Origin of the sequence: Kitasatospora sp. NPDC048715 (genome assembly GCF_043198905.1) — a bacterium.
Taxonomy (GTDB): domain Bacteria; phylum Actinomycetota; class Actinomycetes; order Streptomycetales; family Streptomycetaceae; genus Kitasatospora; species Kitasatospora lactacystinica.
Map to the genome: position 1 here is coordinate 279535 of NZ_JBICVH010000013.1, position 16705 is coordinate 296239.

The 16705-nt window shown below is 74.2% G+C and carries 11 protein-coding genes; all 11 read right to left on the reverse strand.

What is annotated here, in order from left to right:
- Positions 1–89: 89 nt before the first annotated feature.
- The 11 genes from ACGFSC_RS24745 to ACGFSC_RS24795 all read right to left on the reverse strand — a co-directional run bounded on the left by ACGFSC_RS24745 (position 90) and on the right by ACGFSC_RS24795 (position 16428).
- Positions 90–803 (reverse strand): alpha-ketoglutarate-dependent dioxygenase AlkB, encoded by a 714-nt coding sequence (locus ACGFSC_RS24745; protein WP_359908919.1) that lies wholly within the window; start codon positions 801–803, stop codon positions 90–92.
- Between the two features lie 60 nt (positions 804–863).
- Positions 864–1430: a hypothetical protein gene (locus ACGFSC_RS24750; RefSeq protein WP_359908916.1), complete on the reverse strand. Its 567-nt coding sequence runs from the start codon at positions 1428–1430 to the stop codon at positions 864–866.
- Complete coding sequence (locus ACGFSC_RS24755; RefSeq protein WP_359908913.1) at positions 1427–1753, reverse strand: metal-binding protein; 327 nt, start codon at positions 1751–1753, stop codon at positions 1427–1429. The genes ACGFSC_RS24750 and ACGFSC_RS24755 overlap by 4 nt, the downstream gene beginning before the upstream one ends.
- A gap of 10 nt (positions 1754–1763) precedes the next feature.
- Complete coding sequence (locus ACGFSC_RS24760; RefSeq protein ID WP_359908928.1) at positions 1764–2459, reverse strand: 2OG-Fe(II) oxygenase; 696 nt, start codon at positions 2457–2459, stop codon at positions 1764–1766.
- Positions 2460–2826: 367 nt separating this feature from the next.
- Positions 2827–3585, reverse strand: a complete 759-nt coding sequence (locus ACGFSC_RS24765; RefSeq protein WP_359908910.1) for a thioesterase domain-containing protein — start codon at positions 3583–3585, stop codon at positions 2827–2829.
- A gap of 78 nt (positions 3586–3663) precedes the next feature.
- A complete protein-coding gene (locus ACGFSC_RS24770; protein WP_359908907.1) occupies positions 3664–4899 on the reverse strand; it encodes a cytochrome P450 in 1236 nt (411 codons plus the stop codon).
- Complete coding sequence (locus tag ACGFSC_RS24775) at positions 4896–6803, reverse strand: non-ribosomal peptide synthetase (RefSeq protein WP_359908904.1); 1908 nt, start codon at positions 6801–6803, stop codon at positions 4896–4898. The genes ACGFSC_RS24770 and ACGFSC_RS24775 overlap by 4 nt, the downstream gene beginning before the upstream one ends.
- 128 nt (positions 6804–6931) lie before the next feature.
- Positions 6932–7375, reverse strand: coding sequence for a nuclear transport factor 2 family protein (locus ACGFSC_RS24780; protein WP_359908901.1), 444 nt, complete (start codon positions 7373–7375; stop codon positions 6932–6934).
- A 52-nt stretch (positions 7376–7427) separates the two neighbouring features.
- Positions 7428–10574: an amino acid adenylation domain-containing protein gene (locus ACGFSC_RS24785; protein WP_359908898.1), complete on the reverse strand. Its 3147-nt coding sequence runs from the start codon at positions 10572–10574 to the stop codon at positions 7428–7430.
- The gene (locus tag ACGFSC_RS24790; RefSeq protein WP_359908895.1) at positions 10571–14485 is read right to left on the reverse strand and encodes an amino acid adenylation domain-containing protein; all 3915 of its coding nucleotides are present in this window, start codon (positions 14483–14485) and stop codon (positions 10571–10573) included. The genes ACGFSC_RS24785 and ACGFSC_RS24790 overlap by 4 nt, the downstream gene beginning before the upstream one ends.
- Positions 14486–14640: 155 nt before the next feature.
- On the reverse strand, positions 14641–16428 hold the full coding sequence (locus tag ACGFSC_RS24795) for a condensation domain-containing protein (RefSeq protein ID WP_359908892.1): 1788 nt from the start codon (positions 16426–16428) through the stop codon (positions 14641–14643).
- Positions 16429–16705: the final 277 nt, after the last annotated feature.

A 16705-nucleotide genomic window follows, 5' to 3' on the forward strand; every position in this document is an offset into this window, starting at 1 on the left:
GGGGTTGACGCGGCCTCAAGGCCCTGATCCCGGCCGGTGGCCGGGCGGGGGGCGGTCACCGGGCGGGGGCAGTTACCAGGCGGGGGCGGTCACCGGGCCGATCCGGTCGGAGCGGGTGCGGGGTCGGTCAGGCCCGTGACGCGCAGGGTGATGTTGAGGCGTCCCCGGGCGGGACCGATGGCGGGGTCGCCGGTGCCGGGGAGGATCTTCGGCACGGCGTGGTACGCGAGGCGGGAGGGGCCGCCGAAGACGAGGAGGTCGCCGGACGCCAGGGTCAGGTCGGTCCAGGGCCGGTTGCGGCCGCGGGTGTTGCCGAAGCGGAAGAGGCAGGTGTCGCCGATGCTGAGGGAGACCACCGGGGCGAGGGAGCGCTCGTCCTTGTCCTGGTGCATGCCGAGCCGGGCGTCGGCGTCGTAGAAGTTGACCAGCGCGGCGTCGGGTTCGTAGGCGGCGCCCCGGTCGGGGTCCTGGTAGGCGTCGGCCACCGCCCGGCGGCCGAGGTCGGCGAGCCGGTCGGGGAGGCGGGCGACGCGGCGGCCGTTCACGTCGTCGGCGGTGCGGGTGTAGGCGTAGGGATGCCAGTGCCAGCCCAGGCACACGGTCTGCACGGACATGACGCCACCGCCCGGCAGCCGGGTGTGCCGCATCGGGACGGGGCCGACGGCCCAGGCGCGGCACGCGGCGACGAGCTCGCGCTGCCGGTCGGGGGTGAGCCAGCCGGGCAGGTGGACGGCGCCCGGCGCGATCTCGCGGCGCTCGTAGCCGGCGGGCGGCGGGCCGAACAGCGCGGGGGTGCTGTTCACGCGGCGGCGCCCGGGGCAGGGGTGCTGTTCACGCGGCGGCGCCCGGGGCGGGGGTGCTGTTCACGCGGCGGCGCCCGGGGCGGGGGGCGGGAAGGAGGCGGTCCAGCCGGATTCGATGCGCCAGGTGCCGCCGTCCGCGCTCGCGCCGCGCACGCCGTCCAGGACGCCGGGCCCGGCGAGCGCCGCGGCGACCGGCTCGGCGAGGGACGCGAAGCCGAACGTGCGGTCCGGGCGCCAGGAGGTGCTGTGGCGCAGGCGCCGGGCGAGCTGCGCCCAGCCGAGCGGGGCCGCGGCGATGACGAGGGCATCGGGTTCCCGGTCGGTGAGGCGCTGGGCGGGCCGCAGCCAGGAGGCGGCCTGTTCGGGCCAGTCGACGACGGCCAGGACGGCGTTGCCGGCGGCGTGCCAGGCGTCGGCGAACGCGGCGGCGGCCGTGCGGGAGGCGTCGTCGCGGCTGTGCCCGATCGCGACGCTGCGCAGGGGTGGGCGGCGGTGCTCGGCGAGCAGGCGCAGCAGGGCGGCGAGTTCGGGGGCGGTGTGGGGGGCGGGTGCGGGGAGGTCGCCGTAGGCGGTGCTCCCGGGTTCGGGAAGGAGCGGGGAGCGGTCGGGGGCGGGGCTGGGGTTCACGGGGTGCGGTCCTTCTGACGGGTCTTCCACTCCCGGTACCTCCCGGGCAGGCACACCGAGCAGGGCCGGTAGGCGGCGGCGATCGCGGTGGCCTCGTCGGCGAAGAAGACGCGGTGGCGCACGTAGCCGCCGGCGGCGATGGCGCGCAGGGCCGAGGGGCAGTCGAGGCGGCCGTAGCGGCGGCCCCGCCGGTGGCCGCCGAGGGTGCCGGGCGTGGTGCTGGAGTAGGGGCGGTTGTCGGGTCCGGTCAGGGTGTAGCGGCGCGACGGGACCGGGGCGGTGCCGACGGTGGGCGCGGGCGCGGGCGTGCCGGTGGCGGCCATGCGGCGGGGCTCAGGCGTCGTGGAAGACGAGGCCGAGGGCGTGGCGGCGGCCGGTGCGCACGGTGCTGACGCCGTGGCGGACGGGGCCGGCGCGGTGGCCGCGGGCGGAGGGGACGGGGCGGTCGCGGGTGGTGAAGATCAGGCCGTGCCCCTGGGGAAGGACGGTGGCGGTGCCGCGGGACTGGGCGCGGGGGCGCTGTTCGACGAGGAGGAACTCGCCGCCGGTGTAGTCGGTGCCGTGGGCGTCGAGGCCGATGACGACCTGGAGGGGGAAGACGAGGTCGCCGAAGACGTCGCGGTGCAGGGCGTTCCAGTCACCGGGGCCGTAGCGCAGCAGGATCTGGGAGCTCTTGTCCTGGCCGGCGGCGTGGCACCTGGCGGTCCAATCGGCGAGGGTGTCGGGCCAGGGGGCGGGGCGGCCGAGCTTGTCGGCCCAGGCGCGGGCGACGGTGAGCAGGCGGGGGTACAGGGCTTCGCGCAGGGCGGCGACGGGTTCGGGCAGGTCGTGGGTGAAGTAGCGGTACTGGCCGGAGCCGAAGCGGTGGCGGGCCATGTCGACGGTGGTGCGGAACAGTTCGGGCCGGTCGTAGAGCGCGGCGAGCTCCCGGCACTGGGCGGGCGACAGCAGCGGCTCGGTGAGCGCCGCACCGTCCCGGTCCAACTGCTCGTGCACGCCCTGCCAGTCGAGAGAGTCGAGCGCGGGCAGGACGGCCGGGACCGGGGCGGGCGCCGCGGTGGTGGGCGCGTCGGCGGTGAGGAGGGTGTCGTTCACGGGAGGGATCCTTGGACGGGCGGGGACGAGCGAGGGCATGGGCCCGCGGACCGGGAGGGCCGCGGGCACCGCACGGTCGGGCTGTTCCGATCGTCGCCCTGGACGGGGCCGCGTGCTGGCGGCATTCGGACACCGCGTCGGGCACCGCATCCGATGGATGGCGGGTCCGGGGCCGCCCGACCGGCGAAGGGGCCGGAATCACGCTCGCGGACCAACGTCGGGCCCATCGGGTCCGCGCCGAGGGCGTACCGGCTCCACCGCTCCCCCGCCGCTCCACCGCTGCTCGCACTCGGATCCGGTGTCAGGGCGTGCGGGACCGGGTGGGCGTCAGATCCGCGACCAGGAGCGCCAGGAGTTCCGCCGGCGCCTCGATGAAGCGGTAGTGGCCTCCCTCCAGGAGTTCGAAGGTCGTTTCGCCGCAGGCCGGCCAGCCGGTCATCCGCGACGGCTCGATGCCCGTGTCCCCGGTCCAGCCGATGGCGGTGATCGGGCACGGCAGCCGGACCGGCTCGGCCACGTGGTACCGCTTGTTCATGTCGACGTCGTTGCGCAGGACGCCGAGGTAGAGCGCGAGCAGGCTCGGTTCCAGGGTGCCGCCCAGTTCCGCGACGAGCCGGCGCAGTTCGGCGGCCAGCTCGTCGTCGCTCATGCCGAGGAAGCGGCCGTACGGGCCGTCCTGCGGCGCGACCTCGGAGGAGACGAACAGCCGGGTCGGGGCGGGGCAGCCCCGCTGGACCAGCCGTACGGCGGTCTCGTACGCCGCCAGCGCGGAGCCGCAGTGCCCGAACAGGGCGTAGGGGCGGTCCAGGTGGGGGCGCAGCGCTTCGCAGAGGTCGTCGGCCAGCGCCTCGTAGGTGGTGTGGGCGGGCTCGCGCATCCGGTTCTCCCGGCCGGGCGGCTGCACGGGGCAGACCTCGACGCCGTCGACCTGTGACGGCCACTGGCGGTACATGCTCGCACCGCAGCCGGAGTAGGGCAGGCAGAACAGCCGCGCCGGTGCCACCGGCGACGGCTCGCGCAGGAACCACTTGTTGCGGGTACGGGCCGTCGGAGCGTCCACTGATGACCTTCCGGGTGGGGGGTTTCTTCTCGGGTTCGGCAGCGGCGGTGGCAGCGGCCGGGGTGACGGCTCCGGCTCCTAGCGGGTCCGCGCGGTGATCGGCAGGTGCGTGAAGCCCGCGATGATGTTCGAGCGCATGCGCCGCGGCGTCCCGGCGGGTTCGAAGCCGGTGAACCGGCCGAGCAGTTCGGCGAAGAGGATCCGCAGGGCCACCCGTGCGACGGTGTGTCCGATGCAGTAGTGCGCGCCGACGCCGAACGCGATGTGCTTGTTGGGTCGCCGCCGGATGTCGAAGGTGTCCGGATCGGCGAACACGGTCTCGTCGCGGTTGGCCGACGCCAGCCACACGACGACGGCGTCCCCCGCGCGGATCGGCACGCCCCGGATCTCGACGTCGCGGGTGGCGTGGCGCATGAAGTGCTGGGTGGGCGAGGCCCACCGCAGTGCCTCCTCCACGCCGCTGCCGAGCAGTTCCGGGTGGGCCGCCCAGTCGTCCAGGACGGCGGTCCCGGCCAGTTCGGCCATTGCCGCGATCGGCGGCTGGGCGGTGGTGACGGTCGCTCCGAGCAGCAGGCTGTAGCAGTTGGACACGATCTCGCCCGGCGACAGTCGGCGTCCGTCGAGTTCCATGGTGAGCAGCACGCTGATCAGGTCGCCGCCCGGTGCGCGCCGACGCGCGGTGACGAGGTCCTGGAAGTAGGCGAACAGTTCGCGGTGGGCGGTCACGAGGGTGGCCGCCGGTCCGGCGGCGAGCTGGAACTCGGGGTCGTCCGCGGCGATGCAGGCGTGGGCGAGCCGGACCAGCCGCGGCCAGTCCTGCTCCGGCAGCGCCATCATGGTGCCGATCACCGCCATCGGCAGGGTGGCCATGGCAGCGGCGAAGTCGTACGGGCCTCCGTCGGCCAGCGGCCGGAGCAGTTCGACGACGGCCCGGCGGATCGCCTCCCGGTCGTTCTCCACCGTCTTGATCGACAGCGCCTGCTGCAGCGGGCCGCGCAGGCGCGAGTGCCGGGGCGGGTCGGTCACGGCCATCTGCCGGCCGCCGGCGGGGTCGCCCTTGCCGAGGAGGTTGAGCAGGGTGCCCTGTTCGGAGGTGAACGTGTCGTGGTCGCGCAGTACCCGGTTGGCCTCGGCGTGGGCGACGATCGACCAGTAGCCGATGTCGCCGACCGGCTGCCAGCTCACCGGGGCGTCGCGGCGCAGCCGTCGCCACGCCTCGTGCGCCCCGCCGGAGAGGTAGAGGTCGGGGTCGATCAGATCGACCGGCCGCGGGGCGAGGACCGGGCAGCGCGTGGTCGGGGGAACCGCCGTCATCGGGGCTGCCCCTCCCCCGCCCCGTCGGCCGGGTCCCCCGTCGGGCCGTCCGTCGGGCCGTCCGGGCCCGGCGTCCGCATCCGGGCGGTGAGGGCCGTCGCCAGCTCGGCGACGGTCGGCGACAGGTACAGGGTCTGCGCGGGCAGGTCCACGTCGAACTCGCGCTGAGTGGCGACCAGGAGGTCGGTGGCCAGCAGGGAGTGTCCGCCGAGGTCGAAGAAGTCGTCGTCGACGCCGACCGGTTCGACGCCGAGGGCGTCGCCCCACAACTCGGCCAGTCGCGTCTGCACCTCGGTGAGGGGCGGGACGAACTCGTTGGGCACGTTGCGCGGCACCCGGGTGGCGGTGGGCAGGGCCCGGCGGTCGATCTTGCCGTTGCGGTTCACCGGCAGCTCGGGACGGACGAGGATCGCCCAGGGGATCAGGTAGCCCGGCAGCCGGTCCCGCAGTTCGTGGCGCAGCCGCCGGCCGAGCTCGGCGTTGCCCGCCGGATCGGGTTCCGCGGGCACGACGTAGGCCAGCAGCCGGGTGCCGCCCGCCGGGTCGGGCTGCGGCAGCACGACCGCGTGCCGCACCCCGGCGAGCCGTTCCAGCTCGACCTCGACGGCGCGCGGTTCGGCGCGGTAGCCCTGGACCTTGACCTGGTCGTCCGCACGTCCGACGAACTCCAGGGTGCCGTCGGGCAGCCATCGCACGAGGTCGCCGGTCCGGTACATCCGGGCGCCCGGCTCGCTCCCGAACGGGTCGGGCAGGAACCGTTCGGCGGTGGCGGCCGGGCGGCCCAGGTAGCCGCGGGCCAGGCCCGCCCCGGCCACGTACAGTTCCCCGCACTCGCCGACGGGCACCGGGCCGAGGTCGCCGTCGAGCACGGCGACCCTGGTGCCGCTGATCGGGCGGCCGATCGGCACGCTCCGCAGCTCCGGGAGGGTGCTGCTGGTCCAGCAGGTCGTGTACGTGGTGTTCTCGGTCGGTCCGTAGCCGTTGGTGAAGAGCAGCTCCGGGTGGCGGGCCAGCAGGTGCTGGACGTGGTTCGGCGAGGCCACGTCGCCCCCGGTGAGGACGTGCCGCACGTCGGCGAACGCCTCCGGGTGGGAGCTCGCCATCTGGTGGAAGAGTCCGGTGGTCAGCAGCAGGACCGTGACGCGCTCGGCCCGGACGAGGCGCGCCACGTGCTCCAGCGTGATGGCGACCGGGGGGAAGAGGACCAGTCGGCAGCCGTTGACGAGGGGGGCCCAGATCTCGAACGTGGACGCGTCGAACGCGACCGGCGCGAGGTGGAAGAAGACGTCCTCGGCGCGGACGTCCATCCAGTCCGCGCCCCGGACGAGCCGGTCGATCGCCCGGTGGGGCACGCCGACGCCCTTGGGCTCGCCGGTGGAGCCCGAGGTGTAGCTGACGTAGGCGAGCCGGTCCGGGTCGCCGGGGCGGGCCGGAGCCGCCGGGCCGGTGGCCGGCTCCGGCGCCGGGCGGCCTTCCGTCACCGTGACGACGGTGCCGGGCAGTTGCTCCCGCAGGGCCTCCTCGGTGATCACCATGCCCGCGCCCGCGTCCTTGAGCAGCAGCGCGTGGCGGCTCGCCGGGTCGTCCGGTTCGAGTCCGAGGTACGCCCCGCCCGCGACGAGGACGGCGAGCAGGGCCACGATCAGCTCCGGCGAGCGCGGCACCAGCACGCCCACGACGTCCTCCTGCGCCAGTCCGGCCGCTCGCAGTCGCCCGGCGAGCCGGTGGGCGCGGTCGTTGAGCTGCTGGTAGGTCAGGGTCCGTCCGTCGCAGGTGACGGCGGGCGCGTGCGGGGCCCGTTCCGCCTGTTCGGCGACCAGCTCGTGGATCGCCCGGGCGTCGAACGGCGGCCGTCCGCTGCCGACGAACGCCGGGATGTCGGAGGTGAAGACGGTCTTGGTCAACTGCTTCCCGCTTTCCTGTGCTGAAGTGTCCCCGTCGGGGTTGAACGCGCGGCCGCGTGGGCCGTCGCCGTTGGCGCCGCTGCAGCTGCTGTAGCTGCTGCGGCCGCTGGAGCTGCTGGAGCCGCGGCTCAGACCGCGGGCACGTGGAAGAAGGTGTCCCGCGCGGCGATGCGGCCCTGCGGCGTCATCCGGAAGAAGTCCGCGAACCGCAGCTCGACCTCACCGCCGTCGTGCAGCACGCCGCGGAACAGGCCGTGCACCGCCACCTCGTCGTCGGTCGTGACCACGGTGGCCAGGGTGTGCACGCCGGTGCGGATCACCCGCTGGTCGCGGTAGAAGCGTTCCAGTTCGGCGTGCCCGACCATGGGTCGGTACCCGGGGCGGTGGTAGCGGGCGTCCGGGGTGAACAGGGCGACCAGCGCGGGCACGTCCCCGGCGTCGACGAGCTGGTAGTACCGGCGGACCTGGGAGACTCCCAGCGCCGGGGCCGTCGGGGGTGCTGCCGCGATCGGGGTTTCAGGTGGTACCGGCGCTGCCGGTGTCTCGTCGGGCTGGGAGAGGGTGTGGGCCATGCCGAGGTGCTTCCTGTGATCGCTGTCGGAGCTGTCGGAGCTGTCGGAGCTGTCAGAGTCGTGTGCGTGGTGCGAGGTCCGGTACGGCCGCGGAGTCCGGGGCGTCGTCGAGCGCGTCGACCAGGCGCGCCGGCGTGGGCGCCTGGAACAGGGCGCCGAGGGTGAGTTCGCGGCCGAACCCCACCCGCACCCGGTTGACCAGCCTGGTCGCGAGCAGGGAATTGCCGCCCAGCGCGAAGAAACCGTCGTCGACGCCCACCGTGGGCCGGCCGAGCACCTCGGCGAACAGCGCGCACATCGTCCGCTCCGCCGGGGTGCGCGGCCCGGGGCCGGACGGCGCCGGTGCGGGGTCCGGGACGGGCAGCGCGGCCCGGTCGATCTTCCCTCTGGGGGTCAGGGGAAAGGCGTCGAGCGTGACGATCACCGAGGGCACCATGTAGTCCGGCAGCGCCGCCGAGGCGTGCTCCCGCACCGACGCCGGGTCGAGCGCCGGGTCCCCGGCCGGGACGACGTAGCCGATCAGACGCCGGCCGGGCGGGGCACCCGGGCCGGCGACCACGGTCGCCTGGGCGACGGCGGGGTGCCCGGCCAGCACCGCCTCGATCTCGCCCAGTTCGATGCGGAAGCCGTGGAGCTTGACCTGCTCGTCCGCGCGGCCGAGGAACTCCAGCTCCCCCTCCGCGTTCCAGCGGACCACGTCGCCCGTGCGGTACATCCGCTCCCCCGGTTCGCCGAACGGGCACGGCACGAACTGGCCGGCCGTCCGGCGGGGGTCGTTCAGGTACCCGCGCGCCACGCCCGCACCGGCGACGTGCAGCATGCCGGCCACCCCCGGCGGCACCGGCGACAGCGCCTCGTCCAGGACGTACACCCGCCTGTTGTCCATCGGCCGGCCGAGGGGGACGACGTCGGGCACGGCCTCACCGGGGCGGAGCACCCGGCGGGTGGTGAAGGTGGCGGCTTCGGTCGGGCCGTACCCGGCGACCACCACGGAGTCCGGACACCGTGCCAGGACGCGCCGTACCGCGTCGGCCGGCACGATGTCACCGCCGGTCCACACCTGGCCGACCCCGGCCAGTGTGCCGGGGGACTCCTCGGCGAACACCCGGAACAGCCCGGCCGTCAACCACAGCGTGCCGACCCGGTGGTCGACGATCAGCCGGTGGAGGTCGGAGAGCGCCAGCTCCCCGGGCGGGGCCACGACCACCCGGCCCCCGTTGAGCAGCGGCACCCACCACTCGAAGGTCGAGGCGTCGAAGGCGTGCGGGGAGTGCGCGAGCACGCGCGGGCCGTCCTGTTCGCGCCAACAGCCTTGCGCGGTGAGGCTGATGACGTTGCGGTGGCTCAGGGCCACGCCCTTCGGCGAGCCCGTGGACCCCGAGGTGTACAGCACGCACGCCAGGTGGTCCGGGCGCAGCGGCACGACGGGGTCGGTGGCCGGCTCGTCGGCGAGGCCGGGGTCGGCGTCGACGACGACCTCCGGTGTGCCGTGGGACGGTGCGTGCTCCCGGGTGGCCCGGTGGGTGAGCAGCACCGCCGCCCCGGTGTCGTCCAGGACGCGCCGCAGGCGGGCCGTCGGGGCCCGGGTGTCCAGCGGCACGTAGGCGCCGCCGGCCTTGCCGATCGCCAGGACCGCCACCACCACGTCGGCGGAGCGTTCCATGAGCACGGCCACTGTGCTGTCGCAGCGGACGCCCAGGGCGATGAGCCGGTGGGCCAGCCGGTTGGCGCGGGCGTTCAACTCCGCGTAGGACAGGGTGGTTTCCCCGCACACCACGGCGGGCGCGTCGGGTGTGCGCGCGGCCTCGGCCGCGAAGGCCAGCGGCACCGTCGGGTGCGGCAGGGGCCGCGTGGTGCGGTTGGCGGCCACGACGGTCCGGTGCCGTTCCTCGGGGGTGAGGAGGTCGGGCCGGCCGATCGGCCGGTCCGGGTCGGCGGCCACCGCGTTCAGGAACCGGAGGAACCGCTGCTGGTGGGAGGCGAGTTCGGCCTCTGAGTAGAGCGCGGGGTTCGCGTCGACGTCGAGCCGGGGCTCGGTGCCGTCGGAGCGGTCGTAGACGGAGAACGAGAGGTCCTCGACCGGCCCGTTGGACAGGTTGTGCACGGTGGCCCGGACCCCCGCGAAGTCCAGGTGGTAGTAGAAGGACATGATGTTGACGACGGGCCCGAAGAGGACCCGCTCCGAGCGTGCGGGGTCCAGCTCCCTGCGCAGGTCCTCGGTGCGGTGGCGCTGGTGCGGGCGCTGGGCGGCGACCTCCTCGGCCACCTGTCGCGCGAGGGCGGACAGACCCTGTCCGGGGTGCACGCTCAGCCGCAGCGGCACCACGTTCGCCACCATGCCGGGGACGGTCGGCACGGAGGAGCCGGTGCGCCCGGTCACCGGCATGCTGAGCACGATGTCCCGTTCGCCGCTGAGGCGGTGGAGGTACGCGGCGACCGTCGCGGTGAAGGCGGTGGGCCAGCTCGCCCCGGCGGGTCGCGCGGCCCGTCGCAGCGCGGCCAGGGTCGGTGCGTCGAGGCTGCCGGTACGGCGCAGGAAGCCGTCCGAGGCGGCCGCCGAGCGGCTGGCGAGGCTGACCGGGTCCGGTCGGCCGGCCAGCCGGGCCGCCCAGAACTTCCGGTCCCGCTCCGGCTGTTCGGAGGCGTGGTGGGCGGCGTCGTGCGCCAGCAGGGCGCTCAGCGGCCCGAAGGCCGGTCCTGTCCCGTCCCTGCCCTCGACCAGTCCGGTGTAGGTCTTGGCGACGCGGCGCGCGATGAGCGACATGCTGAAGCCGTCGACCACGATGTGGTGGACGCGCTGGTACCAGAGGAAGCGGTCCGGCGCGACGGTGAACAGGGCCTGGCGGAACAGCGGGTCCCGGGTGAGCCCGACCGGCGTGGACAGGTCGGCGCGCATCCAGCGCTCGGCCGCCCGCAGCGGATCCGGTGTCGACGTGAGGTCGACGTGGTGCATCGTCCAGTCGGGCGCCGGGGTGACGACCTGCCGGGGGCCGTCGGCACCGTCGGTGAGGCGGACCCGCAGTGACTCGGTCTCGTCCACCACGCGGCGCACGGCCGTCTCGAACAGCTCCGGGTCGATCGGCCCGGGGATGTCCACGTACTCGCCGGTGTTGTAGGCGGGGCTGCCGGGGCGCAGGTGGTGGGCGAACCAGATGCCGGACTGCGCCGACGACAGCGGCAACTCGTGTCCGTCACTCATCCGAGCTCCTCCAGGACGGCCGACAGCGCGTCGGCGAAGGGGGCGACGTGCGGCGGCGACAGCATGTCGTGGTGGTTGCCGGGGACCTCGACCACGCTCAACGCCCCCCGGGTGCGGTCCTGCCACCGGGCGGGGACCACGACCGGGCCGCCCAGTTCGGGGTGGGTCTCGGCGCTCGTGAACAGGTGGATCGGTGTCCGCAGCCGTGCTGCCGACCGGTAGCGCCGGGCGGCGGCGCCGTTGGTGGTGAACACCCGTGCCATGCGCCGCAGTTGTTCGGTTCGCACCCGCTCGGGCAGGCGCTCACGGTCGTCGGCGTCGTGGAGCAGCAGCGAGAGGGCGGCCTGCTCGTCGAGCTCGTGGAGGTCCCCGTCCGCCCCGTCGTCGGCTCCAGTGGTGGACGCGGGCGCTCCGACGTCGATGATCCCGAGGAATCCCGGGGGGTTCCCCTGCTCCTCCAGCAGGCGGGCCATCTCGAAGGCGACCAGCCCGCCGAAGGACCAGCCGGCCAGCAGGTACGGGCCGTCGGGCAGCACGGACCGCAGCTCCCGCAGGTAGCGCTGCGCCTGCTCCTCGACGGTGGCCAGGGGCGGCTCGTCGGTGTTGTAGCCGACGGCCTCCAGGCCGTGGACGGGCCGGGCGCCCGCAGGGGATTCGGTGAGGCGCTCGGTGAGCTGTCCGGCGAGGTGGAGGAAGGAGCACACGTCGCCGCTCTGCGGGTGCACCAGGATCAGCGGCGCCCTGCGGCGGTCCCCCTCTGCCAGCGGGACGACGATCCGGCGCAGGGCCCGGGACGCGTTGGGCAGTTCCGCGCACAGGCCCTCGACGGTGGGATGGCGGAACACCGTGTTCAGCGGCACGGTGACCCCCCACTCCCGCCGGATCGCCTCCACGAGCTCGACCGCCCTGAGCGAGTGCCCGCCCAGCGCGAAGAAGTCGTCCCGGACGCCGACCCGCGGGGTGCCCAGCACACGCTCCCAGATCCCGGTCATCAGGAGTTCCGGCAGGTCCCGCGGCGGTAGCGCACCCGCCCCGTGGCCGTGGCGGGCGGGCGCGGGCAGGGCCCCGCGGTCCACCTTGCCGTTGGTGGTCAACGGGATCCGGTCGAGTGCGGTCAGCGTCGTGGGCACCATGAACTCGGGCAGGGTCTCGCGCAGGGAGCGCCGCAGGTCCCCCAGGTCACCGGGCCGGTCCTGCCACACCAGGTAGCCGGCCAGTTCGGCGTCCGTCCCGCCGCCGCGCACCGTCACCGCGGCCCTGGCGACACCGGGCCGCGCGCACAGCGCGGCCTCGATCTCGCCCAGCTCGATCCGGTATCCCCGGATCTTCACCTGCTCGTCGGTGCGGCCGAGGAAGACGAGGCTGCCGTCCGGCAGGTACCGCGCCAGGTCGCCGGTCCGGTACAGCCGGCCGCCGGCCGCACCGAAGGGATCCGGCACGAAGCGCTCGGCGGTCAGCCCCGGCCGGTTGGCGTACCCGCGGGTGACGCCGACCCCGCCGATGTGGATCTCCCCCGGTACGCCGACCGGCACCGGGGCGCCCGCCGGGTCCAGCAGGTGGATCCGGAGGTTGCCGAGCGGCCGGCCGATCGGCACGGACCCGCCCGGCCGGGCCAGGTCCCGTTCGGCGTCCACGCGCCGGGTGACACAGCCGACGGACGCCTCGGTGGGACCGTAGCCGTTCCACAGCGTGGAGACCCGGTCGAGGAGCCGCCGGGCCAGGGCGGGCTGGAGCGGTTCACCCACGCAGATCGCCTGGAACCGGCCGCCCTGCCATCCGCCGTCCAGCAGCAGGAGCCAGGTGGCGGGTGTGGCCATGAGCGTGGTGACGCCGAACTCGCCCATCATCTCCGTCAGGCGCGGGCCGTCGACGGCGACCTCCGACGGGGCGATCACCACGCTCGCGCCCCAGGCCAGGGGCATGAGCACCTGCGGGACGATGACGTCGAAGGAGATCGAGGCCACCGAGGCGACGACGTCGTCCCCGCCGAGGTCCAGCTGCCGGCCGCGGACCACCAGGTAGTTGACCACGCCCTCGTGCGGGACCAGCACGGCCTTGGGGCGGCCGGTCGAACCGGAGGTGTAGATCGAGTACGCCAGGTTGGCGGGCGTCGCGAGCGGTGGCAGCGGGTCCGCAGGCCGGGCCGCGATGAGCCGGGCCTCGGTGTCCATCCGCACCGTCGCGGCGCCGTGGTTCGGGAGCCGGTCGGCCAGGGAGTCCTGGGTGAGCAGCAGCGGCACGTCGGCGTCGGCGAGCATGAAGGACATGCGCCGTGCCGGGAGGTCCGGGTCCAGCGGCAGGTAGGCGGCGCCCGACTTGAGGACGGCCAGCAGGGCCACGACCAGGTCCGCCGAGCGCGGCAGGCACACGCCGACCAGGCGTTCCGGCCGCGCTCCCCGGGCTCGTAGGTGCCGGGCCAACCGGTTGGCCCGGCGGTCGAGTTCCCGGTAGGTCAGTCGCTCGGCGCCGCAGCGGACCGCCACCGCGTCGGGGGTCAGCCGGGCCCGCTCCTCGACCAGCTCGTGCACGCAGAGGTCCGCGGGAAAGGGTTCGTCGGTGGCGTTGGCGGCCACCAGCAGCGCCTCGCGTTCGGCCTCGGTGAGCAGTTCCAGGCGCGAGACGGGACGGTCGGGATCGCCGGACGCGGCGTCCAGCAGCCGGAGGTAATGGCCGACCAGGCGCTCCACGCTCGCGCGGTCGAACAGATCGGTGTCGAAGGCCACCGTCCCGGTCGTCCCGCCCGGGCCGGCCGGCCCGTCGGCGATCACCAGGCTGAGGTCGACCTTGGCCGTGCCGTTGTCGACCTCGATCCGTTCGACCTCCGTCCCCACCAGCCGGAGGGAGGCGGTCGGGTCGGACAGACCGGCGAACATCACCTGGAACAGCGGGTTGCGGTCGAGACCGCGGGCCGGCCGCAGCTCCTGCACCAGCCGTTCGAACGGCACGTCCTGGTGCGCGTAGGCGTCCGCGGCGGTCCGGCGGACCCGATCGAGCAGCTCGGCGAAGCTCGGGTCGCCCGCGAGGTCGGTGCGGATGACCACGGTGTTGATGAACGAGCCCACCAGCTGGTCGAGTTCCGGACGGTTCCGGCCCGCGACCGGAGTGCCGACCGCCACGTCCGACTGCCCGCTGTAGCGGGCGAGCAGGGCCTGGAACGCGGCGAGCAGCGTCATGAACATCGTCGCGCCGTGCCGCCGGCCCAGCAGCCGCAACCGCCCGGCCAGTTCCTCGGGCACCGTGAAGGTGATCCGCTCGCCCCGGCCCGCGCGGACCGGACCGCGCGGGCGGTCGGTGGGCAGGTCCAACGGCGACAGCCCGGACAGCTGTGCGCTCCAGTAGTCCAGTTGGCGCTGCAGGCGTTCGCCGGAGAGGCGGGCCCGCTGCCAGTGGGCGAAGTCCGCGTACTGGATCCGCAAGGGCGGCAGCTCGTGCTCGCGGCCTTCCAGCCGGCTCCGGTACATCGCCGACAGGTCGTCCCACAGCAGCGGCATCGACCAGCCGTCGACCGCGATGTGGTGGACGACCACCACCAGGACGTGCTCGTCCTCGTCGACCCGCAGCAGTGCCGCGCGCAGCAGTGGGGCGGTGGCCAGGTCGAACGGGCGCAGGATCTCGGCGTGGACGAGATCGAGGACCAACTGCGTCCGGCGGTCCGCGGGCTCGGCCCGCAGGTCCGTGACGGGCAGGTCGAGCGGCCGGGCCGGCTCGACCGAGGGGACGGGGCGCCCGTCCTGCTCGGGGAAGGCGGTGCGCAGGACTTCGTGGCGCCGCACCAGCTCGGTGAGGCCGTGGCCGAGGGCGGCCACGTCCAGCGGGCCGTGCAGCCGGAAGACCTCGTGGACGTTGTACATCGCGGGGCCGTTGGACAGCCGCTCGATCAGCCACATGCGTTCCTGGGTGAACGAGGTCACCTGCGCGCCCGCCGGGCGGCGTGGGACCGCGTCCCCCGGCTCACCCTCGGCGGCCCTGCTCCGGGCCGCGCGGACGCGTTGGTCCAGCAGGGCCCGGGTGGTGGCCGGAGTGGAGCCGGTCGGTCGGCCGGGCTCGGATCGACTGTGCGGTGCCTTCACGGGTGACGGGCCTTTCCGGCGGGGAGCGGTTCGGCTTCGGCGGTAAGCGGCTCCGCTGAGGCGGGGAGCGGTTCCGCTTCGGCGGGAAGTGGTTCCGCTTCGGCGGCGCCGAGGTCCGCCAGCAGCGCCGCGTCGACGGCGTCTGCGAGTTCGGCGACGGTCGGGTGGAAGAACAGCAGGGTGACCGGCAGTTCGAGGTCGAGTGCCCGGCCGAGTCGGGACATGATCTTCGACGCGAGGAGCGAATGGCCGCCCAGCTCGAAGAAGTCGCCGTGCACGTCGTCCGGGGCGGCACCGAGCACCTCGGCCCAGGTCTCCAGCACGAGAAGCTCGGTCTCGGTCGCGGTCCGTACGACGGGAGCGCCGGCCCCGTCGGCATCGGACTGCGGGGCCGCGGGCGGCACGGCGGGAGTGGCGGGGGCGGAGCGGCTCGCACGGAGGCCCGGAGGGGTCTCCCACGCCGATATCGGCCGTTCGGGACTGCCGACGAGCTGGTCGAGCAGCGCCCCGAAACCCTCGGAGAGTCGCCGCACCGTGTCGCGGTCGAAGAGGTCGGTGGCGTAGCGGATGACGCCGGTGATGCGGTCTCCGCGGTCCGTCAGGGAGACCTCGATGTCGAACTTCGCCACCTCGTTCGGTATCCGATGGTCGCTCACCTCGATCCCCGGGAGGCCGGACGGGAGCGCCGGCGGATCCTCCAGCTGGAACATGACGGTGAACAGGGGGTGCTGGCCCAGATCGCGTTCGGGCCGCAGCTCCTGCACCAGCCGTTCGAAGGGGACGTCCTGGTGGGCGTAGGCCTCCACCGCGCACCGCCGCACCCGGGCGAGCACGTCGGTGAAGCCGGGGTCACCGGACAGGTCGGTGCGCAGGACGAGCGTGTTGACGAAGAAGCCGATCAGCGGCTCCAGCTCGATCCGGGTCCGTCCGGAGATCGGCGTCCCCACCGTCACGTCGGCCTGCCCCGTGCAGCGCGCCAGCAGGACCTGGAAGGCGGCCAGCAGCGTCATGAACGGCGTGACCTCGTGGGCGCGCCCCAGTGCGCGGACGCGGTCGGCGAGTTCGGCGGGAATCTCGATCTCGACCTGGTCGCCCCGGCCCGACCACACCGCGGGGCGGGCCCGGTCCGTCCGGAGCACCGACGGGCTCAGGTCGGCCAAGTGCTCGCGCCAGTAGGCGAGTTGGTTCTGCAGCGCCGTTCCGTCCTGGTGGCTCCGTTGCCAGTCCGCGAAATCGGCGTACTGGACGGGAAGGTCCGCCAGGGCGATCGGCCGGCCTTCGACGGCGGCACCGTACCCGGCGGAGATCTCCTGCCACAGCACCGACAACGACCAGCCGTCACAGGCGATGTGATGGATCACCAGGAGCAGCAGGTGGTCGTCGGGGGCGGTGCGGATCAACCGGGCCCGCAGCATCGGAGCGGCCCCGAGGTCGAACGGGGTCGCCAGATCGGCGGCCACCAGCTCCCGGACCCGCTGCCGGGCCTGCTCCGCCGGGGCGTGCGTCAGATCGGTGATCGTCGGCACGAAGGTCTCGACCGGGTCCGTGACGTGGCACGGGCCGTCGTCGGTGTCGACGATCCTGCCGCGCAACACCTCGTGGCGCCGCACGACTTCGGTCAGCGCCCGGACGAGCGCGCCCTGGTCCAGCCGGCCGCGCAGGCGAACCGCGGTCGGGACGTTGTGGTCCGGCCGACCCGGCCGCAGCCGGTCGAGGAACCACAGCCGTTGCTGGGCGAAGGACAACAGGGTCGGAGCGTGCGCGCGCCGATCGGAGCCAGGCATGACGGATCCACCTTTCACGGCGATCGGGAACGCTCGAACGCCCCGGAAATACCCTCGCCGATTCGCTTCATCGCGATCAGTACGGCGGATAGTAGGCAGCTCCCGTCTCACTCCGCAAGACAGGAAACGGGGTTGCAGGCATCAAGACAATCTTTACGCCAGTCCACCGGATTCCTTATGTAGATCGAACACGCTCGACGGCTAGCATCGGCGCGATCGGCCGCGAAACCGTCTCTGACGTGCCGTCATGACGCGGATCGAGCAACCCACTTCCGTG